This window comes from Streptomyces sp. NPDC001732 (genome assembly GCF_053596315.1).
Genome location: NZ_JBSFFY010000010.1, coordinates 106,513 through 131,871, shown reverse-complemented (window position 1 = coordinate 131,871; position 25,359 = coordinate 106,513). Strand labels below are relative to the sequence as shown.

20 protein-coding genes, 1 tRNA gene and 1 pseudogene are annotated in these 25,359 nt (G+C 70.6%); 9 read left to right on the top strand and 13 right to left on the bottom strand.

The window, feature by feature from the left end; all coding sequences use genetic code 11:
• Nucleotides 1-12: 12 nt before the first annotated feature.
• Both ACWCXX_RS13735 and ACWCXX_RS13730 read right to left on the bottom strand, forming a co-directional pair.
• On the bottom strand, nucleotides 13-411 hold the full coding sequence (locus tag ACWCXX_RS13735) for an acetyltransferase (RefSeq protein ID WP_451126679.1): 399 nt from the start codon (nucleotides 409-411) through the stop codon (nucleotides 13-15).
• 373 nt (nucleotides 412-784) lie between these two features.
• Complete coding sequence (locus tag ACWCXX_RS13730) at nucleotides 785-2,401, bottom strand: hypothetical protein (protein ID WP_451126825.1); 1,617 nt, start codon at nucleotides 2,399-2,401, stop codon at nucleotides 785-787.
• A 288-nt stretch (nucleotides 2,402-2,689) separates the two neighbouring features.
• On the opposite strand from ACWCXX_RS13730, the gene ACWCXX_RS13725 reads away from it, so the two are divergent.
• A complete protein-coding gene (locus ACWCXX_RS13725) occupies nucleotides 2,690-3,295 on the top strand; it encodes a hypothetical protein (protein WP_451126677.1) in 606 nt (201 codons plus the stop codon).
• Nucleotides 3,296-3,350: 55 nt separating this feature from the next.
• Here ACWCXX_RS13725 and ACWCXX_RS13720 read toward each other — a convergent pair.
• From ACWCXX_RS13720 to ACWCXX_RS13710, 3 genes are all read right to left on the bottom strand, one after another.
• A tRNA-Arg gene (locus ACWCXX_RS13720) sits at nucleotides 3,351-3,423 on the bottom strand.
• 292 nt (nucleotides 3,424-3,715) lie between these two features.
• Complete coding sequence (locus ACWCXX_RS13715) at nucleotides 3,716-3,937, bottom strand: hypothetical protein (RefSeq protein WP_451126675.1); 222 nt, start codon at nucleotides 3,935-3,937, stop codon at nucleotides 3,716-3,718.
• On the bottom strand, nucleotides 3,937-4,686 hold the full coding sequence (locus tag ACWCXX_RS13710) for an AMP-binding protein (protein ID WP_451126673.1): 750 nt from the start codon (nucleotides 4,684-4,686) through the stop codon (nucleotides 3,937-3,939). Before ACWCXX_RS13710 ends, ACWCXX_RS13715 begins: the two co-directional genes overlap by 1 nt.
• A 173-nt stretch (nucleotides 4,687-4,859) precedes the next feature.
• Here ACWCXX_RS13710 and ACWCXX_RS13705 point away from each other — a divergent pair, with 173 nt between their 5' ends.
• Nucleotides 4,860-6,122 carry a PucR family transcriptional regulator gene (locus ACWCXX_RS13705; RefSeq protein ID WP_451126671.1) on the top strand — a complete coding sequence of 421 codons (1,263 nt, stop codon included), beginning with the start codon at nucleotides 4,860-4,862 and terminating at the stop codon, nucleotides 6,120-6,122.
• A gap of 240 nt (nucleotides 6,123-6,362) precedes the next feature.
• On the opposite strand, the gene ACWCXX_RS13700 is transcribed toward ACWCXX_RS13705, so the two are convergent.
• On the bottom strand, nucleotides 6,363-6,497 hold the full coding sequence (locus ACWCXX_RS13700) for a hypothetical protein (protein ID WP_451126669.1): 135 nt from the start codon (nucleotides 6,495-6,497) through the stop codon (nucleotides 6,363-6,365).
• A 310-nt stretch (nucleotides 6,498-6,807) separates the two neighbouring features.
• A pseudogene (locus ACWCXX_RS13695) lies at nucleotides 6,808-8,330 on the bottom strand (ricin-type beta-trefoil lectin domain protein).
• A gap of 262 nt (nucleotides 8,331-8,592) precedes the next feature.
• Between ACWCXX_RS13695 and ACWCXX_RS13690 the strand changes: the two are divergent.
• Together ACWCXX_RS13690 and ACWCXX_RS13685 are read left to right on the top strand one after the other, a co-directional pair.
• On the top strand, nucleotides 8,593-10,539 hold the full coding sequence (locus tag ACWCXX_RS13690; RefSeq protein WP_451126667.1) for a hypothetical protein: 1,947 nt from the start codon (nucleotides 8,593-8,595) through the stop codon (nucleotides 10,537-10,539).
• Between the two features lie 664 nt (nucleotides 10,540-11,203).
• The gene (locus ACWCXX_RS13685; RefSeq protein WP_451126665.1) at nucleotides 11,204-11,752 is read left to right on the top strand and encodes a TlpA family protein disulfide reductase; all 549 of its coding nucleotides are present in this window, start codon (nucleotides 11,204-11,206) and stop codon (nucleotides 11,750-11,752) included.
• A 5-nt stretch (nucleotides 11,753-11,757) separates the two neighbouring features.
• On the opposite strand, the gene ACWCXX_RS13680 is transcribed toward ACWCXX_RS13685, so the two are convergent.
• Nucleotides 11,758-13,035 carry a M6 family metalloprotease domain-containing protein gene (locus ACWCXX_RS13680; protein ID WP_451126663.1) on the bottom strand — a complete coding sequence of 426 codons (1,278 nt, stop codon included), beginning with the start codon at nucleotides 13,033-13,035 and terminating at the stop codon, nucleotides 11,758-11,760.
• A 279-nt stretch (nucleotides 13,036-13,314) separates the two neighbouring features.
• Between ACWCXX_RS13680 and ACWCXX_RS13675 the strand changes: the two genes are divergently transcribed.
• Nucleotides 13,315-13,977, top strand: coding sequence for a TetR/AcrR family transcriptional regulator (locus ACWCXX_RS13675; RefSeq protein WP_451126661.1), 663 nt, complete (start codon nucleotides 13,315-13,317; stop codon nucleotides 13,975-13,977).
• A gap of 352 nt (nucleotides 13,978-14,329) precedes the next feature.
• Complete coding sequence (locus tag ACWCXX_RS13670; protein ID WP_451126660.1) at nucleotides 14,330-15,862, top strand: MFS transporter; 1,533 nt, start codon at nucleotides 14,330-14,332, stop codon at nucleotides 15,860-15,862.
• 166 nt (nucleotides 15,863-16,028) lie between these two features.
• On the opposite strand, the gene ACWCXX_RS13665 is transcribed toward ACWCXX_RS13670, so the two are convergent.
• Nucleotides 16,029-16,541: a MarR family winged helix-turn-helix transcriptional regulator gene (locus ACWCXX_RS13665; protein ID WP_451126658.1), complete on the bottom strand. Its 513-nt coding sequence runs from the start codon at nucleotides 16,539-16,541 to the stop codon at nucleotides 16,029-16,031.
• Between the two features lie 135 nt (nucleotides 16,542-16,676).
• Here ACWCXX_RS13665 and ACWCXX_RS13660 point away from each other — a divergent pair, with 135 nt between their 5' ends.
• Nucleotides 16,677-17,456 (top strand): dioxygenase family protein, encoded by a 780-nt coding sequence (locus ACWCXX_RS13660; protein ID WP_451126657.1) that lies wholly within the window; start codon nucleotides 16,677-16,679, stop codon nucleotides 17,454-17,456.
• Nucleotides 17,457-17,581: 125 nt separating this feature from the next.
• On the opposite strand, the gene ACWCXX_RS13655 is transcribed toward ACWCXX_RS13660, so the two are convergent.
• Nucleotides 17,582-18,751: a questin oxidase family protein gene (locus tag ACWCXX_RS13655; RefSeq protein ID WP_451126655.1), complete on the bottom strand. Its 1,170-nt coding sequence runs from the start codon at nucleotides 18,749-18,751 to the stop codon at nucleotides 17,582-17,584.
• A gap of 488 nt (nucleotides 18,752-19,239) precedes the next feature.
• Here ACWCXX_RS13655 and ACWCXX_RS13650 point away from each other — a divergent pair, with 488 nt between their 5' ends.
• Nucleotides 19,240-20,238 (top strand): sigma-70 family RNA polymerase sigma factor, encoded by a 999-nt coding sequence (locus ACWCXX_RS13650; RefSeq protein WP_451126653.1) that lies wholly within the window; start codon nucleotides 19,240-19,242, stop codon nucleotides 20,236-20,238.
• A 144-nt stretch (nucleotides 20,239-20,382) separates the two neighbouring features.
• On the opposite strand, the gene ACWCXX_RS13645 is transcribed toward ACWCXX_RS13650, so the two are convergent.
• Entirely contained in the window at nucleotides 20,383-21,345 is a 963-nt protein-coding gene (locus tag ACWCXX_RS13645; RefSeq protein ID WP_451126651.1) for a helix-turn-helix transcriptional regulator, read from the bottom strand.
• 99 nt (nucleotides 21,346-21,444) lie between these two features.
• On the opposite strand from ACWCXX_RS13645, the gene ACWCXX_RS13640 reads away from it, so the two are divergent.
• Nucleotides 21,445-23,094 carry an MFS transporter gene (locus ACWCXX_RS13640; RefSeq protein ID WP_451126649.1) on the top strand — a complete coding sequence of 550 codons (1,650 nt, stop codon included), beginning with the start codon at nucleotides 21,445-21,447 and terminating at the stop codon, nucleotides 23,092-23,094.
• Nucleotides 23,095-23,286: 192 nt separating this feature from the next.
• Here the strand turns inward: ACWCXX_RS13640 and ACWCXX_RS13635 are convergent, their stop codons facing one another.
• Together ACWCXX_RS13635 and ACWCXX_RS13630 are read right to left on the bottom strand one after the other, a co-directional pair.
• On the bottom strand, nucleotides 23,287-24,060 hold the full coding sequence (locus tag ACWCXX_RS13635; protein WP_451126647.1) for a DUF6227 family protein: 774 nt from the start codon (nucleotides 24,058-24,060) through the stop codon (nucleotides 23,287-23,289).
• 133 nt (nucleotides 24,061-24,193) lie between these two features.
• Nucleotides 24,194-25,321: a P1 family peptidase gene (locus ACWCXX_RS13630; protein ID WP_451126823.1), complete on the bottom strand. Its 1,128-nt coding sequence runs from the start codon at nucleotides 25,319-25,321 to the stop codon at nucleotides 24,194-24,196.
• Nucleotides 25,322-25,359 lie beyond the last annotated feature (38 nt).

The following is a 25,359-nucleotide window of genomic DNA, read 5'->3' as shown; positions in this document are numbered from 1 at the left end:
CCGTTCGTGGGATCAGCCGCAGTGTTCCCAACCGCTGGTGTACGAGGCTTTGTTGATGCCGCCGCCCCACATCACGCACTTGCCGCTTCCCGCGGCCCGGACGGGTCCGGCGTACGAGGTGTAGCTGCCCTCGTCCACCTTCCAGCTGCCGCCCTCCACCTTGACCTTTGCATGCATCAAGGTGGCGCCGCCTGCGGTTCCTCGTATGGTGACGACGCAGTTCGTGCTGCCGTTCCACAGCAGGTATGCCGTTGCTGCGGGGCTTGAGGACAGCGCATGTGAATCGATGACGCTGTAGCCGGAACCGCAGAGGGACGCGGGGCTGGGCGCCGCGTAGGCCGGAGCCGCCGTACCGGCGATGATCAGCGTGCCGGTCGCGGCGGCAAGTGTGAACACGCGGGCTTTACGCATGCGGAAGAACTCCTCGCTTTTGGGAAGTTGATCTTCACGGATCTTGCGTGTTGTGTTCGATTGGTAACAGGATGCGTTTCGGTCGCTTGTTTCCGGACTGTGCGTACTGGCGCTGAGCCCGTCCGGGCTCAGCGCCCTGCAGCGTGTGCGGACTCGGCCGGGGGCTGCGCGGGCCGTCCCGGGGAGCAATGGAATCGCCGTCCGGTCCTGCCGACGGCCTCGCGGCGCAGGGCGCTCGGGCCGAGTTCGGCGGTCGGTATCACGGTACGGAGGCATGCACCCCGTACCGTGCGGCACGGTGTCGGAGGCCACGCCCCCGCGTCACGGCCCCCGGGGCCGTAGCCCCGGGCCCATGCCCCCTGACGGGCACCGGTCACGGGCATTCCGGGGTCACGCCGTTCGACGGGCCGCCGTACGCGGAGCCGAGCCGGACCTCGCCCGCCTTCTTCACGGTCAGCCGGGTGAACTCGCCGTCCTCGGCCAGGCAGCCGTTGTCCGCCCACAGCCACGGCGAGTACGCCACCCGTACGGTCACCGAGCCGGGCTTCGGCATGTTCACCACGAGGCTGGCGCCGTCGGACTTCACCACGGAGGCGGGCCGACTCACCAGCGGGGTCGCGTCCTTCACCCGGTAGATCTTCCAGTTCTCGTCCTCCCACACGCGCTCCAGGTAGTCGGGCTCGCTCGACACCAGGGCGTGCTCCAGCTCCGCGGGGCCGTCCGGCCGGCCGTTGACGACCACGACGAAGCCCACGGCCCACTGGGAGAGCCAGGCACGGTAGGAGGTGGGGGAGAAGGTGCCCTCCGGCACGCTGGTACCGCCGTGTCCCTCGTAGAACAGCCGCCCGCGCTCGACGTCGGCCTGCCGGTTCCAGCCGCGGGCCATGTTCACGTAGGGGGCGAGGACGGCCGCTTCCCGGTGGTCGCGGGCCGGAACCACCTCGACCCGGGTCCGTTCGCTGCCCAGCTTGTGGAGTTCGGCGACGACGCCGTCGGTCTTGACGGCGTAGTCCGGCACCTTCGTGTTGGTGACGATGTCGGCGGTCGTCTTGCCGGACAGCCAGAGCAGGGAGAGGACCAGGGCGACGGCGCAGCCCACCCGCTGGCGCGGCGGCGTGAACCAGGTGAACGACAGCCGGTCCGGGGGCGCGTCCGCCTCGCCCCGCTCGCGGCCGTTGACCAGGATGGCGAGCAGCGTCGCGGGGGCCGCCAGCTCCGTGAACCGTTCGACGTTCGTCCCGATCGGCGAGGCGATCAGGTAACAGAGCACCACGCCGAGCGCGTACACCGCCGCTCCGAACCGCACCACCCGCCAGTCGCGCGGCGCCGTCAGCACGATCACCGCACACAGGATCACCGGCGGCCAGATCCGGTTGAACGCCATGGGCTGCTCGCCCTCGAACGGGAACAGCAGAGTGGTCAGCGCGACGACGGCGACCGGCGGCACGACGAGCGAGGCGGCCTTGCTCCACTCGCGGCACAGCAGCTGAGCCGCGCCGATCACCAGGAGGAACAGCCCGGAGACGGGGCTGCCCATGGTGGAGAGCGCCGCGCAGACGACCGCGACCACGAGGCGCCGCCCGCTGACGATCGCGAGCACGGCCCCCAACGCGAAGGCCGTGCCCAGCATGAACGTCGACCGCCCCGACACCACCTGGCACCACAGCGAGAACGCCACCGCCGCCGAGGGCCACAGGGGCTTGCGCACCCCGCTGCGCTCGACGAGTGCGGCGGCCAGCCAGGACGACGAGAGCCCGGCCAGCAGGGTCACGGGCACCACACCGAGAACCGCCATCACATAGGGCGAGATCACGCTGTAGTTCACGGTGTGCAGTCCGCCGTACCAGAAGAGGTTGTAGGCGGAACCGGGGTACATCTTCGCGAACTCCGCCCACGCCTCCTGCGCCGCGAGGTCGCCGCCGCCGGTCGCGAAGACCGCCCACCAGACGGCGTAGAGCGGCAGAACACCGAGGGTGACCAGGAGCGGCACGGGGAGCCGCCCGAGCCGCCCCCAGCGCGCCTTCGAGGGGTCGTGTGCGCGTCGCGGGAAGGGGCGACGTGGGGACAGCTCGGCAGAGGTCACTGCGGCGTTCCGTTCCGGTCGGGCGTACATGTTCTGTGGGGTAGACGCTAACGGCTGGCCTCCGGTGGTCCGGCAGGGAGCGTGAAGTCCACGACGCCCTGCCCGACCACCGTTCTTCCGCTTCCCCGAGAGCCGTTCCCACCGGGCCGGAACGGTTCGGCGGAGACCGAAGTGTCCCGGCCCTAGCGTCGAGCCATGACGGACCCGAAGTACGCACTCGACACCGACGCACCAGACGCCCCCACCAGCCCCGGGACCCCCGAAGAGGTCCCGGCGACGGACGGCCGCGACCCCGCGCAGCTCGTGACGGCCATGGTCGACCACGTCCTGGCCCTCGCCGAGACCTGGACCGCATGGGACGGCCGCCCCGTCTCCGCCGGTGACCGGATCTACACCCCGCACAAGGCGATCCGCCGCGTCGCCGACCACATGATCGACCACCTCGCGGAGCTGGAGGCCCGACTCGTCGGCGAGGAGACCCAGCCCGACCACTGGCACGCCTCGGCGACCACCACCGCGGCCGACCTCGCTCCCTTCACCGCGGCCGACCTCGACGAGGCCCGCAGCCGACTCACCCGGCTGGCCAGAATCTGGGCGAACCGCCTGGACACCCTGCCCCCCGACCAGCTCGACCACTCACCCGGAACGGGGTGGACCTTCCGCCAACTCGCCTTCCACCTGGCGGAGTCGGTCTACTACGCGGACTCCGTGGGCACCCTGCCGACAAACGTGCCCCCCGCCCCCGACCCCGCATCCACCGCCCGGACCCGCAGCCCCGGAGACACGCCCGCGGCCCTGTAAGCAGGAAGCCCTTCCGTCCACCGGACGGAAGGGCTTCTGACCTGCTGTTCTGCTGTGCCCCCGGCAGGATTCGAACCTGCGACACCCGCTTTAGGAGAGCGGTGCTCTATCCCCTGAGCTACGAAGGCGGGGCTTGCCGCTGACAGCCTAGCGGATCGGGCTCGGAGAGGTCTCCTCCATAGGCGCCGAACGCGGCCGCGCGTGCGTGGCGTGCTTCTGACCTGGGGATCCGCTGCCCTCCTCGGATCATCGCCGGCCCCCGACGGTCACCGGTGGAAGCGCACCCGCGCCGGATCGTGGCTCGGCGCGGGCGGGCCGAGGGGGCGGTCCGAGTGGGGCTGAGGGGGGCCGAGGGGGCGGTTCGGGCAGGGCAGCGTCCGTTCTGGTTCTGGTGGTGGGCAAGGTGTCCGGGGCGTCCGCTCACCACCCCTGTTGGTGAAGGGCCGTACGCGCCTGGGTGGCGTTGAGCACGAGTGCGAACTCCTCGAAGGCCACTCTCATGACGTCGTCGCAAGTGGGCTGTTGTCCTTCGGGAAGGCGATGGGCGGCCAGCTGGGCGGCTCCGCGGGCCACGATCGCCACACGCTGGGCCTCGTCCAGGGTCTCGTCCTTGAGCGCCGTCAGGACCAGTCGCCACAGCATCAGCAACTGCTCCCGGCCGCGGGGGTGAGCGGCCCTGCCGCCGAATCGTCGTACTCACCGGGGGCGGTCTCAGGAGTGTGGACGTGCGGCATGAACAGATACGTTCCGGCAAGGTCGACCGCGTGGTGGCCCCGGCGTCGTCGAGCCGGGCAGGAGCCCGGTGCGGGCCGGGCAGTGCCGTCCGCAGCGGCCGTGGGAAGTGCCTTGGCGGCGGCTGCCGCCTCTTCGCGGGCCGCTCCGTGGGTGTACGTGTCGTGCCGGGCTCCCCGCCCCCGGCCGGCGGAGTCGACCACGACCGCGACGTCGTCGTCCTCGCGGTGGACGACACCAGGGTGCTGGGGCCAGAACGCCACCTGGTCGAGGAAGTCGGGGCCCACCCGGACGACGGCCGTGTCGCTCGGCTCTTCGCCTGCGACATGCCGGGCCTCGGGCGGGGCGAACACCAGACGGGCACCGCGAGCATCATCGCGCGGTCGTACCGCCGTGGGCCGGGTCCGGGGTGCTGCCGCGACGACGACCGCTCCGGCGCGCAGCGCTCCGAAGTACAGGACGGGAAAGGCAGGGACGCCGGGCATCGTCATCTCCACCCGGTCGCCGGGACGCACGCCGTGAGCCAGCAGACCACCGGTGACACGGGCGCTGAGCTCGTCCAGTTCGAGCAGGGTCAGGGCTGTCCCATCGATCCGCAGCGCCGGTCGCTGGGGGTACCGCTTGGCCGCTTCGGTCAGGGCAGTGAAGAGATTGCTCACGTCATTCCGCTTTCATGCGCGCACGTCGGTCTCGACACTGCGATCCTCACAGCTGCCGGATGCCGCACACCATGTCGGCGCCTACAGGGACCTCTGTAGCCGCCGACAACGACCTCGTCAATGTTTCGGCCGTTGTGAGAAGGGCCTGGCTCCGGTTGTTCTAGGCTCGCCCTGTGTCCACGACAGAACCGCGCCTCCTAGTGGCCGAACTCGCCGAGACCCTGACGCCCAGACTCGATTCCATCGCCTCGGCCATGTCGCAACTCACCTACGAGAACATTGAGTTCTACCGGTCCATGGTCGTGGGCCCCGAAGACCTGCACGCCTCGATGCGGCTCAATGTCTCCTACATCCTCAAACACCTCACCGACCACACCTCGTCGACGGTCGACCTGGTCGGCCCCACGGAAACCGGCCGCAAACGAGCCCTGCAGAACGCCCCGTTGCCGGAAGTCCTGCGCTCCTACCGGATCTGCTTCCGGTACTTCTGGGAGCAACTCCTCGACGCGGCACGGGAAGCGGGCGGCGGCGCACCCGACGCGCTCCTGGACTCCGCTTCGCACATCTGGGAGCTGGCGGACGTCTACTCGTCGGCCCTCACCGACGCCTACCGCGAGACCTGCGCGGAACGGATGGTGGAGACGGACCGCAGGCGCTCCGCCCTGGTCTCCGAACTCATCGACGGGCCCTCCCTGAGCAGCGACACCGTGTGGGAGGTCGCACGCATGCTCGACTTCCCTTTCCAGGGACGGTTCCTCGTCGTGGCGGCGGATGTCCCGGCCAGCGGCGAATCGCCCCTTCCGGGGCTGGACCGGCGACTGCGCGCGCTCGACGTGGGCCACGCATGGCGGGCACAGCCCGGTTCAGAGATCGGGGTGCTCTCCTGCCCGCCCCGGCAGTCGGCGGAGGAGATCCTCGACGCCGTACGTGCCGTCGCGACCAACCGCGTGGGCGTCAGCCCGCTCTACGAGCGGCTCGACCAGACGAGCCGCGCCCTTCGCTACGCCCAGGTCGCCGTGCAGTCGCTCACCGCCGACAGCGCGGCGGTGCGCCAGCTCGACGACACACCGCTGACCGAGCTGGTGATGAACAACCTGGAGACGACCCAGCGCGCCGTGCAGCGCATCCTCGGCGGTGTCCTTTCCCTGCCGGAGGAGGACCGCACCACACTCCTGGCCACCGCCCGTGGATGGCTGGAGGCCCATGGGTCGGCGGCCGAAGCGGGCCGCCGTCTGTTCTGTCACCAGAACACGGTCCGCTACCGCATGCACCGGCTGGAGGAGTTCCTGCGAGGGCCCCTGGACGACCCGAAGATCATCGCTGAACTTTCCATGGCTCTCGACGCGGTCGGCACTTTCCCCATGCTGTTGGAGATCAACCAAGCACCGGCCGCCCGGAACGCGCCCGCCGGTCAGCCGGGGCCGCGCGGCGCGTGACGGCGGTGGTGCCCGGCCGGCGTGTCCGGCCGGGGTGTCCGGTGGAGGTGTCCGATCAGGACGTCCGGTCAGGGTGTCCGATCGGGGGTGTCCGGCCGCTCGTCCTTCAGGGCTGGCGCCCCTGCCTGCCGGCGGGCGCCGACGCGAAGCCGTGAAGACCGTCGAGGTCGTGGAGCGCCGCCGGGGCCGCAGAGCACCGCCCAGACCCGTGCGGGGGCGGTCCGTGCTGCGGCCCCTGTGTCACTTCTCGGGAGTGATCGTGTCCTTGCGGTTGTGCACGGCCGGCACGTTCTGCAGGTACTCCACCGTGGCGGTGCAGTGGTAGGCGGCCGCGGCCCGCTTGTCGAGCTCGGCGTGGATCGGATCGTCGCTCATGTCCCGGCTCCTTCGAAGGCCAATCCTGCTGACCTCCGAACGCTATGGACGCGACCGCCGCGCCACCGCTGCTGCTGGTGCAACCGGGTGACGGCGGGGCCCGGGGCGGCGTCACGGCGGTACGGCGGTACGGGAGGCGGCAGGGCGTTGCGACGTTGTGGCGCGGTACGGAAGGCGTCACGGCGGTACGGAAAGGCGGTACGGAAAGGCGGCACGAGGGCCCGGGAAGGCCCCCGGAGTGGTCCTTCCGATGCCGGGGCCTCTTTGCGCGGGTGGGGTTACGCGGTTACGCGGTTACGCGGTTACGCGGTCACGCGAAGCGCTGGGCGGCCGAGCCGTTGCAGGGCTGGAGGGCCACGGCCTTGTTCGCGACCGGTTGCGTCAGGCACAGGCCGTTCGCGGTCGCCGGTCGTATCGTGCCGTCCGCGGGCCTGGTCCACTTCTGGTTCGTGCCGCCGTGGCAGTCCCACAGGACGGCGGCGGTAGGGGCGGCGATGTCACGGGAGTCGAGGCACCAGTCGTGGGACAGGCCGACGTGGATCGATCCCCGCTCCGGGTCGTACCACCAGATCTGGTTGCGGCCCCCGTGGCAGTCCCAGCCCACGACGGCCGTGCAGTTGCGCGAGGAGCCCCGGCGGTGTCCAGGCACTGGCCGGTGGCCTCGTTCCTGATCGGCTTGAACATGTCGTCCCACGCGCCGGCGTAGAGCTTCGGGGTGTTGGTGGAGGCGGGGTCGGCGCACGAGGCCTCCCGCAGACCGGAGGCGTAGAACTGGGTGAAGCACGCCGCGAACGCGCCTGATCGGCGGCGTTGGGGTGGTACGACTGCCGGACGGAGTTCTCGTCCGGCGGGAACGCGCCGCTGTAGAAGAAGCCGCGCGCCCAGGTGGAATCCGTGCACACCTCGTGCCCGTGGAACAGGCGGGAGGCCTCCAGGTAGGAGGCGCCGGAGAGCTGGGCCGCCTTGCGGATGCCGCGCTCGAAGGCGGGGACGGCCGTGTTGTGGCCCCATGCCGCGTCGGAGTCGTAGCCGAGGCAGCCGCCGGGGAGCTTCCCGGGGAAGTTCGGGCTGTCCTGCATGTCGGGGGTGATCGGTGACGAGTCGCTCATCAGGACGAGCTTGTAGGCGTCGTCCGCGTACCCGGGGTCGCGCATGACCTTCTTGAGGTCGGTGACGGTGGCCGCCACCTTCGGCACCATGCCGTCCACGCGGGCCTGCCGGCCCGGCGCGTAGGCCGGCTCGCACGTGCCCTTGGAGAACACCCAGCGCTCCACGCAGTCCGTCATCACCGGCCCGAACTGGATGTCGTCGTTGGCGCCGACGGCCACGACCACCATCTTGACCCGGGTGTTGCGGGCCTTGACCGCGAGGTGGTCGCTCTGGACGAGCTGATCGGCGTACTGCTTCGTACCGCCGATCTTGACGTGGTACGTGGCCGCTGCCCGAGCAGGAGATGTTCGCGGGGAGGCCAGCCGGGACGCCGGTGCGGTAGATGGCGGCGTTCTGCGAACGGTGGCACCAGTTCGTCGGGCCGTCGGTGCCCGGCCAGTACGCGCCCGCGCCCTCGCCGGAGATCTCCGAGTCGCCGATCGACACGAGCGAAGTCTTCCGCTCGGCCATCGGCCGTTCCTCCGGGCTGCCGTACAGCGCGGTGGCCTCGGTCTTCCGGATCTCCTCCAGGCCCGCGGGAAGCGGCGTGGATGCAGCCACGGCGGTGCCGGTGGTGGCGGTGACGCCAGTGGTACCGGTGGTGCGGGCGGCGCTCGCGGAGGGGCGGTGAGCGCGCCGAGGGACAGGGCCGCGACGGCTGCGACGGCACAAGTCCTCAGCCATGGTCTGGTGTGGGGCACGGAACCTCCAGAAGTCGGTGTCACCCCCGGTAATTACTGATTGGTAGGCCCCTTGGGAAGATGATGGACATGACAAGTGCTCGGCTTTTTGGAAAAGGCGGCTTGCCGGGCGCGGGAAGACCTTCGCCCGAAGTCCGAAGTCCGGCGGCCCCGGCAGCGTCGACCGCGAAGACCTCCTCTGTCAGTGCCGTGCGCGAACATGCTGTTCGTAAGCACACCAGCAAGCCTCGATGGAGGGACCTCTCGTGACCGGCCCGAGCTCCGCCGCCGTGCTACCGCCCGAATTCCTCCTCACGGCGATGACCGGCCGCGGCGCGGACGACCCCGTCGTGCGACTGGCCGTGCAGCAGGTCCGATCGGCCACGTCCCGAGCCGATCGCTCCGCCCTCGCTGAAGCCCTGCTGACGGGCCCGCTGGCCGAGGAGGCACCTGTGTGGCTCCTGGATGCGGCCGTGGCGGCGGGTCTGGAGGCCGAGGGGGAACCGTACTTCTTCGGCCGTCGGCCGACTCTGGCCGCACGTGCGCTGGGACACCCCTCCTGTACGACCGACCTGCGCGACAGGGCTCTGAAGCGGTGCACCCCACAGCAGTTGGCCCGGCTCGGCAGCCCATGCGCCGAGGAACGGCTGGCCACGGCGGTGGCCGGGGCGGTGCGCGCGCTCGGCGGTACGCCGCCGCCCATGAGCTCTCAACTCCTGGAGAAACCGACTCCGGCGCAGGTGATGCTCAGGCAGGGCCCGCTGCACGATGCGGTGTTCGAGGCGGCTCGCGACATGCTTCCCACGGCCCCTGATCCCGGCGACTCGGAAGGCGGGGACGTAGCAAACTGGCTGGACAGGCACAGGCGGGCCCACGAGGCGTGGCGGACCATGTGGCGCCAGATACTCGAACGGCAACCCGACCGGCACCGGAACTTCGTGGAATGGGCCGACGGCACCGATGCCGAGCGGCCGATTCACGACCAGTTGCTCGGCAACCTGCCCTGGGCGGTCGAGCCGGAACTGCTGACCGAACTGGCTGCGGCCGACCTCAAGCGCTTCGACTTCCAGATCCTGCTGGCCCAGGGCTCTCGCATGCGCCGCGACGGAGCGGACGAGCAGCAGATCCTGGACCGCTTCGCCGCCGAACTGGCCTCTCTGACGGACGAGGAACGCGCCCACTTCCACCACTGCCTGGACCGCAAGAGCACCACGTTGCTCGACCTGTGGAGCCGTGCTCCTGTCACCTGGGTGCAGCATGCCGCGTCCGGCACCTGGCGCCACATCCTCAACCCCGCCCAGGCCAAGGACGGTTATCGGCAGGCCGAGTGGTCGGCCTCGGCCGGGACCCTCGCCGGCCTCGCCACCGACTTCGCGGAGACGGCCGCCCGAGCCCTCCCCTACTGGGAGTCCGCCGACCGCTACTCGGCCGCCGATCCGGACAAGGTGGCCTGGGTGCGGGACATGCTCCTCCACCTTCCGGCGGTCACCGAGGACGTCAAGGCCGCGGTCCGCCCCGTCGTCCAGCAGGTGCGCACCTGGCTGGGCGACCGTCACCACGCCTTCCAGTCGCGTTACGACCAACGACGCCGGCTTGAGGAAATTCTCGACACCATCCAGCGCGTCCTCGCCGACCCGCCACCGGCCACCGGCGCGGATCGCCGCCGCACCGCGCTCGGCGCGCCGGACGAGGTGACCGTACGCGCACTGGCCGACATCCCGGCACAGGCCCTGGAGGAGTACCTGGGCCGGCACGCCGGTGACGATTCCCTGGTGGAAAAGGCACTCCTTGCCTTTGCTGCGGGTTCCTGCCGGTCCGACGAGGACTTCGAAGGCGTACTGCGCCGGCACAGCGCCCCTGACGAGGCGCTCCTCCGCCTCACCGCCGGCCTTCGCCGGTATCTGGGCGGCGCGCCGTCCTGGCGCGAGTCCTGGACCCGCTTGATCCTGGCCGGACCGGACACCGGGCCGGAACTCGTACGTGCCCTGCCGGCCTGGTCGGCGCTGCGTGCCCGGGGCGGTGGCTACGGGAACGCCCATCCGTCGGTGGTCTCGCTGGTGCGCGAATCGCTCGGATCCGACCAGGGCGCGTGGGACCGGTTCGCGAGCTGTCCGGCCACTTACTCCGGACCGGCCGCATGGCTGCGCCTGGGCGATCTCCTGGATGCGGCGGCCGAGGGCACGCCGTGGCCGAAACCCCCGGTCAGCCGCTGAAGCGTCGGGACGCTGCTTCAGCGAGGAGGGCGCCGCTTCAGCGAGGAGAGGGGAAAGAGAAGGGGGAGGAGGGAGAGGCAAGGGAAGGGGGCTTGATGCGCTGGTGCGGTTGGGGCTGATGTGGTTTGGGCGGGGATGTTTCGGGGGCGAGGCAACCTGGGGCGGGTGGGGTGCATGTTTACAAGGGAGGGGCCTGCGAGGGCAGTTGAGGGTGGGCGTACCGTTCTGAATGACCAGCAAGCGCCGTTGTTCAGTACAAACGGGGGTAATTCAGCATGACTTGCCGCGCCGGAGTTTCCGGGGTGCCCCCGATGTGGCTGCCGGTTCGCATGTGGCCGCCGGTTCGCGCGTGACCGTCGGCGAACGGCCGTGAACGTCCGCGTGGGTGCTGCTGTCCGCGGTCGCCGGGTGCGGGCGCGGGGCGGTACGTCGGTGGGAGGCGGGCGGTTCCTTCGGGGCGGCCGTTCGATGCCCCCAGTTGCTGGGCCGGTTGCTCCGCTGCCTAGAAGGATCCCTCAAGGAACCCCAAGGACCCCCCATGAAACACCCCTTCATTCCCCTCCTGGCCGCCATCGTTTGTGCTGCGGCCGTCATAGGCATGATCGTGTCCGGAGGCGACCCGGGAACTCCCCGGGGTCATCACCGTCACAAGGACGGGACCCTCATGATCGACCTTCCGCAGCGTCCCGCCGCGCCGTCCCTCATCGGTGCCGATGTCGACGGCAGGCCGATCAGCCTCTCCGACTACGCGGGGAAGACGGTCGTGGTCAACTCGTGGGCCTCCTGGTGCGAGCCCTGCCGCAAGGAGATCCCGATGCTGGAGCGGTACCACCGGAAGACGAAGGGCCGGGACGTCGTCGTCCTGGGACTGAACCGGGACAGCTCCGCCGGCGCGGCCCGTGCCTTCATCGACAGGCACGACATCTCGTACCCCAGCCTCCTCGACCCCGTCGGGAAGCACCTCCTCACGTTGCCCAAGGGATTGCTGAGCACGCAGGGGCTCCCCGTCACCCTCGTCATCGACCCGAACGGCCGGATCGCCTCGACGGCCTCCAAGGCCATCGGTGAGGAGCGTCTGGCGGATCTCGTCGCTGCTGCCGCGCGCGTGTCGGCACCGTCTTCCTCGCCGGTGCCGTCGCTGTCGCCGTCTTCGTCTTCGCCCGCATCTCCGTCTTCGTCCGCCTCTTCGTCCGCGTCTCCGTCCGCGAGCTGATCCGGTCAGGGGCGGGTGATCCGGACCCGGTAGTTCCCGTCGCTGTTCTTGTCGATCACGGATATGCGGATTCCGTTGGTCCGGTCGGTGAAGCTATCGCCGGGCCGGAAGGCGGCGTCGGACAGTTCGGTGTGCACGTTGGGCAGACGGGTGCAGCCGCTGCTGTCCTTGGTGCTGTCCGCGACGGACACCGGGCCCTGCCCGGTGTCCACGTCCGAGCTCACCTTGTAGATCAGCACGCCCGGCCGGCAGATCGCGTGGTCGTTGCCCGCCCGGGTCCGTACCTCCACCGCGTACCCGGACTTGCTGCTCAGCGGTACGAACGCCAGCTTCGTGCCGCCCCGGGTGGCCAGCGGGCGGAGCACGTGTTCGCTGGTGCCGGACCTCGCGGCGCAGCTGATCTGCTTGTTGTCCAGCCAGCCGAGCTTCCACTTGTGCCAGCCCAGCAGATCGTTGTCGGCCCCCCAGTCCTCGGACATGATGTCCCAGTGCCCGACGGCACCGCCGCCCTCCAGGGTGTACAGGTCGGGAAGGCCGAAGACATGGCCGTTCTCGTGGGGCAGGACGCGGTATCCGGTCTGTTCGAACGAGCCCGAGCCGTCGTCCTGACGGCTGTAGATGAAGGACGTGTTGGAGAGCGGAACCCCGTCCGCCCGCGGGGCGTCGTCGTTGCCGGAGAAGGTCACGGACAGGACGGTGTCCAGGGCGGAGGGTCCGGCGTTCGGCGTGACCAGGATGTTGACCAGGTCGTACGCGGCGAAGTCCACCTTCTGATCGGCGGCGGCGACGATGTCCTGGACGAGGTGGCGGTAGCCCGGTTCGTACGGTGAGCCGCGGTCCACCCCGTACTCCGAGAACGGCAGTGGCATCCGCAGCCAGGACTTCACGGGGGCTTCGGGGGTGTAGGTCAGCCGGCCGTACGAGCTGGTCCGGAACCATTTGGTGGTCTGCGGGAAGAATTCTGCGTACCGGTCCATCGCCGGTTCGGTGCCCGGTGCGTCCGGGAAGTCGATCATCAGGTTGAGGGCGCGGATCTTGCCGGTGGAGCGGGCGTAGCCCGCCGGGGTCGGTATGCCCTCCGACATCTGCACGCCCGCGGTCGCGGATATTCGACAGGGGGCTATGCCCGCCGAACGGGCGCTGGCCGCCGGGCCCGCGGAGGCCCGGCCGGTTATCGGCAGAGTGTTGCTGGCCGTGGCCATTGCCGCTATGACCAGGGCCGTTGCCGAGCCGAGCACGATCGGGCGGCGATGCCTGCGTATCCGGTGGCGGGGTTTTTGCATACAGGCGCCTCGGGGTCCGCGGCAGCCGGCCGGCCCTGACTGCGCTCTGCGGATCAGCCTGTGACGGGCGGTGCGGGGCCGCTCGCTGGGTGCGCCGTTCGGCTGATTTCCCGATTCCATGGGGTGATCCGTCTCACATTCAGGTGTGGAAATAACCGGGGAGTCCTTCCCCGTTTGCATCGGTGTCCCCGCGAAACGGGGAGAAGGTCTCCGGTTGGGGCGGGGGCCGTCCAGGGAGACGCAGAGAAGACGAAGACCGGAAGAAAGGGGGCAGTCGCCGTGGACACCGTCACTCGCACCACCGCCGGAACGGCGCAGTCCCGGACACCCCGTCCGCGGGCCGACGCGTTGCGCAACCGGGAACGGATCGTGACGGCCGCGCGCGAGATGTTCGTCGAGTTCGGGCCGGATGTGCCGCTCGACGAGATCGCCAGGCGCGCCGGCGTCGGCAACGCCACGCTCTACCGGAACTTCCCCGATCGCGCCGCGCTGACGCACGAGGTCGTGCTCGCCGTCACCTCCCGGACCACCGATCGTGCGGAGGAGGCGGCGGCCGAGGAGGCCGACACCTTCGTCGCGCTCAGCCGTTTCGCGCACGCCGCGGCCGACGAACGGATCGGGGCGCTGTGCCCGATGCTGTCCGGCAGTTTCGACAAGAACCACCCCGACCTGCTCGCCGAGCGCCGACGCCTCGAAGAGGCCGTCGAGGGGCTCGTGACGCGCGCCATGTCCGCGGGGCGCCTGCGCACCGACATCGCCGTCGGTGACGTCATGGTCGCCCTCTCCCAGCTCACCCGGCCGCTGCCCGGCACCGGCTGCCTGAACATCGACCGGTTCGCCCACCGCCATCTACAGCTGTTCCTGGACGGACTGGAGGCCCCGGCCCGGTCCGAACTGCCGGGAACGGCCGCAACCCTGGAGGATCTGCGGCGCCGGCCGTGACGTCCGCGCCGGGGTCCCGACCGGGAGCCCGGCGGAGCGTCCGCCACGCCACACCGACCACCATCCCTTTTCTCCATCCGCCCGACAGTGAGCGGTAGCTGACCGGCCGACGGCTTGACCGGCCGACTGCTTGGCCGACCGAGTGGTTGCCCGGTTGCCCGGTGGCCGTCCGTCCGTTCTTCGACATTCGTTCTTCGACACCTGTTCTTCGACATCCGTCTTTCGGTACCAGTCCTTCGCCGTCCGCCCGTTCGACTCGTCCTGCCCGTTCCGTTCGACTCGATCGGTCCGTTCGGCGACCTCTCGGTTCACGACTTCTCGCGTCCTTATACGCCCTTAGGTGGATATAACCATGCCCAAAACGGCCGATGTTCGACTCCCCGACCCCAGCCGCTGGAAGGCGCTGGCGTTCATAGCCCTTGCGCAGCTGATGGTCGTGCTCGACGCCACGATCGTGAACATCGCGCTCCCGCACGCCCAGTCGGCCCTCCACATCTCCGACGCCAACAAGCAGTGGGTCATCACGGCCTACGCCCTCGCCTTCGGCGGGCTGCTGCTGTTCGGCGGCAGGATCGCCGACCTCTGGGGCCGCAAGCGGACCTTCGTCGTCGGTCTGATCGGCTTCGCGCTGGCCTCCGCGCTCGGCGGCGCGGCGCAGAACCAGGCCATGCTCTTCGGCTCCCGCGCGCTCCAGGGTGTCTTCGGGGCGCTGCTCGCCCCGGCGGCCCTGTCGCTGCTCGCCGTGATGTTCACCGACGCCAGGGAGCGTGCCAAGGCGTTCGGCATCTACGGTGCGATCGCCGGTGGCGGTGGTGCCGTCGGCCTGATCCTCGGCGGCTTCCTGACCCAGGTGCTGAACTGGCGCTGGACGTTCTTCGTCAACATTCCGTTCGCCGCGGTCGCGGCCGCCGGTGCGTACTTCGTGATCCGTGAGCCGGCCGGCAGCCGCAACCGTTCGCCGCTCGACGTGCCGGGCGTCGTCCTGTCCGCGCTGGGTCTGGTCTCGCTGGTGTACGGGTTCACCCGCGCCGAGTCCGCCGGCTGGGCGGACGGGCTGACCGTCGGCATGTTCGTCGCGTCCGGCGTACTGCTGCTGGCGTTCGCCGTGACCGAGGCCCGGGTCGAGTCGCCGCTGCTGCCGCTGCGCGTCGTGCTCGACCGCAACCGCGGCGGCGTCTACCTCTCGCTGGGCCTCGCCATCATCGCGATGTTCGGGCTGTTCCTCTTCCTGACGTACTACCTCCAGGTCGTGAAGGGCTACTCGCCGATCAGGACGGGCTTCGCCTTCCTCCCGATGATCGCGGGCATGATCACGGGGTCCACCCAGATCGGCGCCCGGCTGATGACCCGGGTGCCGGCCCGCAAGCTCATGGGCCCCGGCTTCCTCACCGCCGCCGTCGGCATGCTGCTGCTGACGCAGCTGGAGATCGGCTCCTCCTACGTCGGCCTCATCCTGCCCGCGCAGCTCCTGCTGGGGCTGGGCATGGGTACGGCGTTCATGCCGGCCATGTCGCTGGCCACGCACGGCGTCGAGCCGAGGGACGCGGGTGTGGCCTCCGCGATGGTCAACACCTCGCAGCAGGTGGGCGGTGCGATCGGTACGGCGCTGCTGAACACCATCGCCGCGTCGGCCGCGACGGCGTACGCCGGTTCCCACGCCGCGCTCGGTGCCACCGACCCGAAGCTGCTGAAGCTCCAGTCGATGGTGCACGGCTTCACCGGCGCCATCTGGTGGGCCGTAGGCATCCTGCTGGTGGCCGCCACGATCGCGGTGACCTTCATCAACGCCGGGCGCCCCGCGGCGGGCCCGGCGACCGGAGCCTCCGGTTCGGGTGACGCCGACGGCGTCGAGGACGAGTTCAGGGTGCCGGTCGTCGCCCACTGACCGAGGACGGTCCGTGCGGGCGAAGCGGTGAGGTGAACGCGACTGTGCCCCGGTTTCCGGTCTCCGATCGGGCGGAAACCGGGGCACGGCTGTTCCGGCCGGGTGTTCTGTTCCGGTGGGCCGAGGTGTGTCCGGGAGGTTCCTCAGGGGCAACCGGGCAGCGGGCTCAGCGCAGCCACGGCAGGTCCGCGTCCGTGCCCTCCGGCTGGAGCCCGGAGGCGACGACCTGCATGATCTCGCCCAGTGAGTGCACCTGCTCGGGTGTGAGCCGGTCGAACATCGCCTGGCGCACGGCGCTGACATGGCCCGGCGCGGACCGGCGCAGCATCTCGTACCCCTCCTCCGTGAGGACCGCGTTCTGGCCGCGCTTGTCCGACGGGCAGTCCTCGCGGCGCACCCAGCCGTTCCTCTCCAGCCGGGCGACGGCGTGCGAGAGCCGGGAGCGGGTGATCTTGGCGTCCCGGGCCAGCTCGGTCATCCGCATGCGGTGGCGGGGGGCCTGGGAGAGCTGGACGAGCAGTCCGTAGTAGATGTGCGGCATGCCGGCATCGCGTTGCAACTGGCGGTCGAGATGGTCCTCCATGAGCGTGGTGGCGTGGAGGTACGCACGCCAGACGCACTGCTCTTCGTCGGAGAGCCAGCGGGGCTCGTCGGGGGATGCCGTGGTCATGTACTCCACTGTACGACCTTTTCTTGAAGATTGAACTAGATAGAGCTAAGGTCTCTGGAGTGGGAAGCTTGAACTTTAAAGAATGCTTCCTCTCGAATGGACCACCAGAAGACTTACCTTGATCAGCAGTGGATGGGGAGTGCCATGACTGTCACCGCGGAGCGCATGCCCGCCCTCTACCTCTCCCACGGTGCCCCACCGCTGGCCGACGACCCGGTCTGGCCCGGTGAACTGGCCGCATGGTCCGCCGGGCTGCCCCGGCCCAGGGCGATCCTGATGGTCTCCGCCCATTGGGAGGAGGCCCCGCTCGCCCTCGGAGCGACGGAGACCGCCCCGCTCGTCTACGACTTCTGGGGCTTCCCCGAGCACTACTACCAGGTGCAGTACGCCGCCCCGGGCGCCCCGGAACTCGCGGAGAACGTGCGCAAGCTGCTGCGCGGCGCCGGTACGCCGGTCCAGGACATCCCGGACCGGGGGCTCGACCACGGGGCGTACGTACCGCTGGTGGAGATGTTCCCGGACGCCGACATTCCCGTGCTCCAGATCTCCATGCCGACGCTCGACCCGCAGAAGCTGATGGACATCGGACGCAGGCTCGCGCCGCTGCGCGACGAGGGCGTTCTGATCGTGGGCAGCGGGTTCTTCACCCACAACCTGGCCGCCCTGCGGCACGCGGGCGGTGTCCCCGGCTGGTCGGTGGAGTTCGACGACTGGGGGAACCGGGCGCTCCAGGCGCAGGACGTCGACGCCCTGCTGGACTTCGAGAACAAGTCCCCGGCGGGCCGGCTGGCCCACCCGCGCACCGAGCACTTCGCGCCGCTCTTCGTGACGCTCGGGGCCTCGGAAGGCGAGCTGGACCGGGGCCGCAGCGTCATCGACGGGTTCTGGATGGGGCTCGCGAAGCGGTCGGTGCAGTTCGGCTGAGCCCGCTGAGCCCCGACCGGGTCGGGGCGGCCCTTCGACGTGCGGACGGCCTTCGGTGTACGGGCGGCCTTCGGGGCGTGGGCGGGGCCTTCGGTGTACGGGCGGGCAGGCTTCTCACGGGCCCGTCACAGGACCGGTGGATTGAGCTCGATCGAGCGGAGTGCGGCGGCGAGGGCCGTCGCGTCACCGACGTCCAGCGCGGTGTCGGTGAACTTGATGGTGTGGTCGTCGCCGTGTGCCGCCGCCCGCGCGAACAGCTCGTCGGCGCAGGCGTGCGCCGGTTCGTACGGGGTGGCCTCGGCCGGTCCGTACGCGGCGGTGACCGCGGCGCTCGCCGCCCACGCGGCCTCCAGACTCGGTGCCCACAGCGCGCGGGGGAGTGCGGGCAGGGTGCGCAGTACGGCGTTGGGCGCGGTCGCGGCGTGCACCAGCATGATCGGTTCACCGTGCCCGTGCGTGGCGTACCGATGGGTTGAGGCCCGCACCAGCTCCTCCAGTCGGGCCCGCGCCTCGTCCGGGTCGCCGGTGGACCACTGCGGCCACACCGGGAACGCGGTGAGCTGTGCCAGCCGGTCCCGGATGCCACCGCTCTGCTCGGGCACCGGAGGAACCGCGTCCAGCGCGGCGGCGGCGCTCGGCGCGGGCGCCAGCGGTACCAGGGCGGGCAGCGACTGGTGCCGGGCGGCCCAGTAGCCGAGGCCGTGGGCGAGCTCGGCGATCCGGGGCGCGGTCGCCTCGCCGGCGAGCAGGGTGCGTACGGAGTGGCCGACCCGGATCACGGGGTGCGTGGCGCCCGCCGCGATGCCGGGAAGCAGCCGCGGCCACCACTCGGCGAGGACGTCCCGCCAGGGGTGCTCGACGGTCTCGCGCTCGAAGTACTCGGTCCAGTCCGCGATCCGGCGCGGGTCGCCCAGGGCCTCGCGCCAGTTCTCCGAGGTCACCCGGGTCGCGGTCGTCGGCATGTCCTCCAGCTTGTGGCGGTAGTGGTCCAGCCATCGATGGACGGCCGGGGCCTGCCCGTGCCGCACCAGCGCCTCGACGGCCATGGGGGCGTGGTTGCTCAGCCAGCCGTTCCGCTCGGGGCCCGAGGCGTGGAGACGCTCCAGGGCCTCGTCGAGCGTGCCGGTGGTGTCGTCGGCAGCGGCGCCGATCGCGCCCGCGTCCGTACGAGTACCGTCCGCACCCGTACGAGTGCCGTCCGTGCCCGCGCCCGCGCCCGTGCCGTTCGAGGTCGTGTCGTTCGGGATGGTGTCGTTCGGGGCCGTGCTTGCGTCCGTGCTCGTCGTGTCGTCCATACGGGACGACGCTAGGCGCGGGGCCCGTGCGGAGTAACGGACCGCGGACCCATCAGGAGCCGGTCATGGGTCCTAGACCCGAGGTCCCGGCCCTCCCGGCCCTCCCGGCCCGTGGCCCGGGGCCGACAAGCCGGACATCCCGAGCAACCCGAACGGAGCGTCTGCCGTCTTCGGGGTGGGAACGCAATCGCGGTGACCGCCGTTCGGGTGTGAGAGGGGAGCGTCGGATGTGAGCGTGGTCTCACGTACGTAATGCCGTGGATGTCCATGGTGTCCGTGAGTGTCGCCGAATCGTCCTCGATGCCCGGCCTGACCTGCGCTTCTGTCCGGCCTTTCAGTCCTCGCGTGCCCTTGTGGCGGGACAGGGTACTGCATGATCACGAAAATGAGTGCCGGGCGTGGGAATTCTGTCCGGATTCCAGTCGTTGTTTCCATCGGATGCAGGGCACCCGGAAGGGTGTCGCGACCTACTCAGCAAGGGAGCACGCATGGCAACCCGTGCCGTCGCCCGTCGTTCGTCCGCCACCGGTGGGACCAGCCGGGCAAGCAGTGTTCGCGCCGCGGGCGGAGAGATCGCCGATCGCGACCTGGTCGGCATGTACCTGGACGAGATCGCGCGTACGCCGCTGCTCGATGCCGCAAAGGAGGTCGAGCTGTCGCAGGCCGTCGAGGCGGGCGTCTACGCCCGGCAGATACTCGACGGTGCGGTGGACAGTGAGGCGGGCGGAGCCACGCGCGAGGAGCTGGAGGCGCTGGTCGCCGAGGGCGAGCGCGCCAAGGACATATTCATCCGCTCCAACCTCCGGCTCGTCGTTGCCGTCGCCCGCCGCTACCCGCGGGCCGGGCTCCCCCTGCTCGACCTGATCCAGGAGGGCAACGCCGGCCTGGTGCGCGCGGTCGAGAAGTTCGACTACGCCAAGGGCTTCAAGTTCTCCACGTATGCGACGTGGTGGATCCGGCAGGCCATCACCCGTTCCATAGCCGACCAGTCCCGCACGATCCGGCTCCCCGTCCACCTGGTGGAGGAGCTCGGCCGGATACGCCGGGTGCAGCGCGAGTTCAACCGCGAGCACGGGCGCGAGCCGGAGCACACGGAGATAGCCGCCGAGCTGGACTCCACGCCGGAGCGCGTGAGCGACGTCCTGGACTGGGCCCGTGACCCGGTCAGCCTCAACATGTCCGTGGACGACGAGGGCGAGACGCAGTTCGGCGACCTGTTGGAGGACACCTCCGCGGTGTCGCCCGAGCAGTCGGTGCTGACGCTGCTGCGCAGCGAGGAACTGGAGGACCTGATCGGCAAGCTCGACCACCGCACCGCGTCGATCATTCGCATGCGGTACGGCATCGAGGACGGCCGCGAGCGGACCCTCACCGAGGTGGGCAAGCAGCACGGGCTGACCCGGGAGCGGATCCGGCAGATCGAGAAGCACGCGCTGCTCGAATTGAAGCGAATGGCTCACGACACGGGTTTTGACGCTGCGGCGTGAGCCCTGGTCCAGTAACCTCCGAAATGGGTCGCTTCGCGTGACCCCCTGAAGCTGAGTCCCGGCGCCCACCCCCCCTGGCGCCGGGGCTCATTTCTTTGCGCCCGAGCCCGGCCGCATCTTTCTTCATGTCCGAGCCCGGCTGCATCACTGGGCTGCCGCGCGGCTCAGGCGGGCGCCCAGGTCGCCCAAGTAGTCCACCAGTTGCTGCGGCTCGCGCGCGGTGAACTCGCAGTCCACCAGCGCCAGCCGGAGCGCCACCCACTCCAGCGAGTCCGCCGACGTCGCCCGCAGCCGACAACTGTTCTCGCCGGTCGGCTCCAGCGGGCCGAGCGAGGCCGGCAGCCGCGCGGACACGAATTCCGCCGGTGCCGCGAAGCTCACGTCGACCGTCAGTTCCGCTCGACTCCGGGCGATGGAACCGGCGAGGAATTCCGCCGCGTCCCCCGTGGGCAGCTCGCGCGGCGTGAACCGGGCCCCGGTCGCGAACGGCTCGCTCACCCGGTCGACCCGGAACGTACGCCAGTCCTCGCGCCCCAGGTCGTACGCGACGAGGTACCAGCGCCACCCCGTGCTCACCAGCCGGTACGGCTCGGCCTCCCGCTTCGTCTCGGCGCCGTCGCCCGCCCGGTACGCGAACCGCAGCCGCTCCCGCCCGGTGACCGCCGACGCCATCACGGTCAGCGTCCGCGGATCGATGGTCGAGCCGTCGCCCCGGGTCAGCGGCATCGTCGCGTTCTGCAGGGTGGAGACCCGGTGCCGCAGCCGGGAGGGCAGCACCTGCTCCAGCTTGGCCAGGGCCCGTACGGACGCCTCGTCCACCCCCTCGATGGCGTGCCCGGCGCCCGCCCGCAGCCCCACCGCGATGGCCACCGCCTCCTCGTCGTCGAGGAGCAGCGGCGGCATGGCGGTGCCCGCGACCAGCCGGTAGCCGCCGACCGAGCCGCGCGTGGCCTCGACCGGATAGCCGAGGTCGCGGAGCCGGTCGATGTCGCGGCGGATGGTGCGCGGGCTGACGTCGAGCCGTTCGGCGAGTTCGCTGCCCGGCCATTCGCGGGGCGTCTGGAGGAGCGACAACAGGTTCAGCAGTCGTGCCGGAGTGTCGGTCATGGGCTCAGCCTTCTGCCGGTCTCGGGGTTCATGGCGGTCTTCTCAGGATGCTCGCCCATTGGGTCATGAACTGTCCTAATGGCCCTCTAGTTTCTTCTCATGACTTCTTCCACATCTCTGCCGTCCGCGGCATCCGGACCCGTGGGGCCCGCGGCCCCGGCGGACCGGCGACGCTGGCTCGCGCTCGCCATCGTGATGACCGCGGCCTTCATGGACCTGGTCGACGTCACGATCGTCAACATCGCCATCCCGAGCATCCGGCAGGACACCGGCGCCTCGTTCAGCTCGATCCAGTGGATCACCGCCGGATACGCCCTGGCCTTCGCGGCCGGGCTGATCACCGGCGGCCGGCTGGGCGACATATACGGCCGCAAGAAGGTGTTCCTCATCGGGATCGGCGGCTTCACCCTGGCCTCCGCGTTCTGCGGTTTCGCGGCGAACCCGGAGATGCTGGTCGCCTCCCGCATCCTCCAGGGCGGCACCGCCGCACTGATGGTCCCGCAGGTGCTGTCGATCGTGCACGCCACGTTCCCGGCGCACGAGCGGGGCAAGGTCTTCGGGCTCTTCGGCGCGATCGTCGGCCTCGGCGCCGTCTCGGGACCGCTGCTGGGAGCACTGCTCACCGAGTGGAACATCGCCGGTCTCGAATGGCGGCCGATCTTCCTGATCAACCTGCCGGTCGGCATCGCCGGCCTGCTCCTGGGCCGGAAGTTCATCACGGAGTCCAGGGCCCCGAAGGCGCTCCGGCTCGACCTGATCGGCGTCGCCCTGGTGACCCTGGGCATGCTGATGCTGATCTACCCGTTGACCCGTGGGCGCGAGCTGGACTGGCCGCTGTGGGGACACGCATCGATGGCCGGCAGCCTGCTGGTGTTCCTGGCGCTCGTGGTGTTCGAGCGGGCGAAGGCGCGGAAGGACGGTTCGCCGCTGGTCGAGCTGTCGCTGTTCCGGGTCAAGAGCTTCGCCGCGGGCATCGCCGTGCAGCTGACCTTCGGCATCGGGCTCGGCATCTTCTTCCTGGTCTGGACGCTCTACATGCAGATGGGGCTCGGCTGGAGCGCGCTGCGGGCCGGGGTGACCGGTGTGCCGTTCTCGGTCGCCGTGTCGTTCGCCGCCGGAATCTCCGTGCAGAAGCTGGTGCCCCGCTTCGGCCGGAAGGTCCTCCAGGCGGGTGCGCTGCTGATGATCGCCGGTCTGCTGATCTACATCTGGGAGTCCGGTCACTACGGCATGGACATCGCGTCCTGGCAGATGGCGCTGCCGCTGGTCGTCATGGGGGTCGGCATGGGCCTGATCGTGGCGCCGCTGACGGACGCGGTGCTGTCCGAGGTGCCGAAGGAGCACTCCGGTTCGGCGTCCGGGCTGATCAACACCGTGCAGCAGATGGGCAACGCGCTCGGGCTCGGACTGGTCTCGGTCGTCTTCTTCGGCGCGATGGGAGACGGGCTGAAGCCGCAGCAGATGGGGCCTGCGTTCGGGGAGGCGTTCCGGCACTCGTTGTGGTGGGTGGCCGGGGTGCTCGCGGTGATCTTCCTCGTGATGTTCGCACTGCCCGCACGGCCGCGGCAGCACGTCGAGGGCGGCGACGGCGCGGACCATGCGACGGACGTGGCAGGCGCGGCGGACGCGGTGAAGGGTGTGGATGTGGCGAGTGGTGCGGACGCGGACGCGGGTGTGCGCGAGGCGAGGGACGGAACGGCGACGGGGGCCGGTTCGGAGGCCTCCAAGGAGCCCGCTCTGACGCCCTGAGGCTCGCGGAGTCCTGAGCCTCGTGACGTCCTGGGCATCGCGGAGCCCCGAGGCTCATGAGAAGAACGTGCTGGTGCCCGCACCCGGGGGAGGGTGCGGGCACCGGTGCGTTCACGCGGGGGAGGGTGCGGGCACCGGCACGTTCACGCGGGAGCGGCCGGGGTGCAGGAGCCGGGCTTCCGGACTCCGGGGTCAGCCGATGCGCGTGCGGCTCTCCATCGCTCCGCGCGCGGTGGCCTCGTCGCCGTACACCTCGCACATGTGGCGGCCGTCGGGCGTGGCCGTGTGCTCGACCTCCCACAGGCTCGTCTCGCTGCCGTCGAGCAGCAGAAAGGCGTGCTCGTACAGGGTGAAGCCGGCGTTCCGTCCGTCGACCCGGCACTGCCGTCCGAAGACCTGCGTGATGTGGTGGGCGAAGGCGGCGCGCAGCAGCCTGGCGGTCTCCTCGCCCGGCACATCGCTGTTCTCCGCGCGGCGCAGGACGCGGCGGGCGTGGTCGGCGGAGTTGTCCGGGGCGTACGTACGGGGCAGCGGGGCCGGAGGAACCGCCATCAGGATCGTGAGAACCTCCAGGTCGGCCTGCGAGCCCTCGTCCCCGAACATCGGGACCTCGCCGAAGCTGCCGGACAGCCGGGCGGCGGCGAGCCGGACATCGGCCTCGTCGTCGTACAGCTCGTGATGGTCGAGGTCGTACGGCACGGGCCCGGCGCGGAGGCCCGTCGCGTCCCGCGGGCCGCTGTGCACCAGCTCCCACAGGGTGAGGGCGGTGCCGTCGGACAGCAGATACGCATGCCGATGGATCTCGTGGTGCAGGACGGAACTGTGGTGCGAGGAGTGCAGGGAACTGCTGTGGGCGAGCGCGGTACCGAGTCTCTCGACCGTACTGTCGGGCAGGTCGAAAGAGTTGAGTGCCCGTCGCATGAGTCGGTCGAGATGCTGCTCGGTTGTCTCGTACGGATCGCTCAAGGTGCTGTCTCCAGGCCGTTGCCGCGTGTTACTTGCTGCGTGCTTAACGTAGTCCCTGGGTCCGACATTGTGACCGGGTTCATCAAAACGTATGGCGCACGCCGATGGTTCCTGCTGTTTCGTCCGAACTTCCCTACCCAGTGGGCGAGTCGGGAACCGGATGACTGTACTCCGGTGTCGTCGGAGGGCGTGCGTGGGTTCCGTAGAGATCGCTGTACGAGGGGTAACTTCCCCCGCCGGGGCCGCCGTCGATGCTCCGAGCTGCGCGGACGGCCTTCACGATGGCGCGCGTGAGCGCGTCCGCGCCGGCCGCCAGCAGCCCGTTGAGCGCGATCGGGTCCCGCGGGTTCAGCTGCCGGGCGCCGGTGGCCAGGGCGAAGACCGTGTCCCCGTCGGTGAGCAGATGCACGGGGCGCACAGCGCGCGCCAGCCCGTCGTGCGCCGTGCCCGCGAGCTTCTGCGCCTGGGCGCGGGTGAGATCGGCGTCCGTGGCGACGACGGCGAGCGTCGTGTTGAGCGGAGGCCTCGCGTCCGCGTCCCGGGCGTCGGCGAGGCGCCGCAGTGCGGCGTGGTGGACCTCGGGCGCCGGGTGCACCGGTGGCTCGGCCGCGCCGTACTCCCCGTACAGCACCCCGGTACGCGGGTCGAGCACCGAACCCGCCGCGTTCACCACGACCAGGGCGCCCACCGTGATGCCGGACGCCAGCCGCACGCTCGCCGTGCCCACGCCCCCCTTGAGCCTGCCGGCGACCGCGCCCGTTCCCGCGCCGACGTTCCCCTCGGCGACCGGTGCCCCCGGCTCCGTACCCGCCGCGTCCTCCACCGCCGCGCGGCCCGTCGAGGTATCCGGGCGGGCCCGCCAGTCGCCGCCCCGCCCCAGGTCGAAGACGCAGGCGGCCGGAACCACCGGGACCACCTGCGACGGGTCGGGGCCGACCCGCACCCCGCGACCCCGCTCCTCCAGCCAGGCCATCACACCGGACGCCGCGTCCAGGCCGTACGCGCTGCCGCCCGTCAGGACGACGGCGTCGACGCGCTGCACCAGGTTGCGCGGATCGAGCGCGTCCGTCTCCCGGGTGCCGGGGCCGCCGCCGCGTACGTCCACGGCCGCGATCGCGCCGCCCTCGGGGGCGAGGACGACGGTGGTGCCGCTCAGCGCCCCCTCGCCCGCCACCTGTGCATGGCCGACACGCAGCCCCGCGACATCGGTCAGCGCGTCGAGGGGGCCGGGGGTGTCGGCCGGTGCGTCGAGGGGGCTCATCAGCCCCGGCCCGGGGGGTGGCTCCGGGGCCGGGGTCG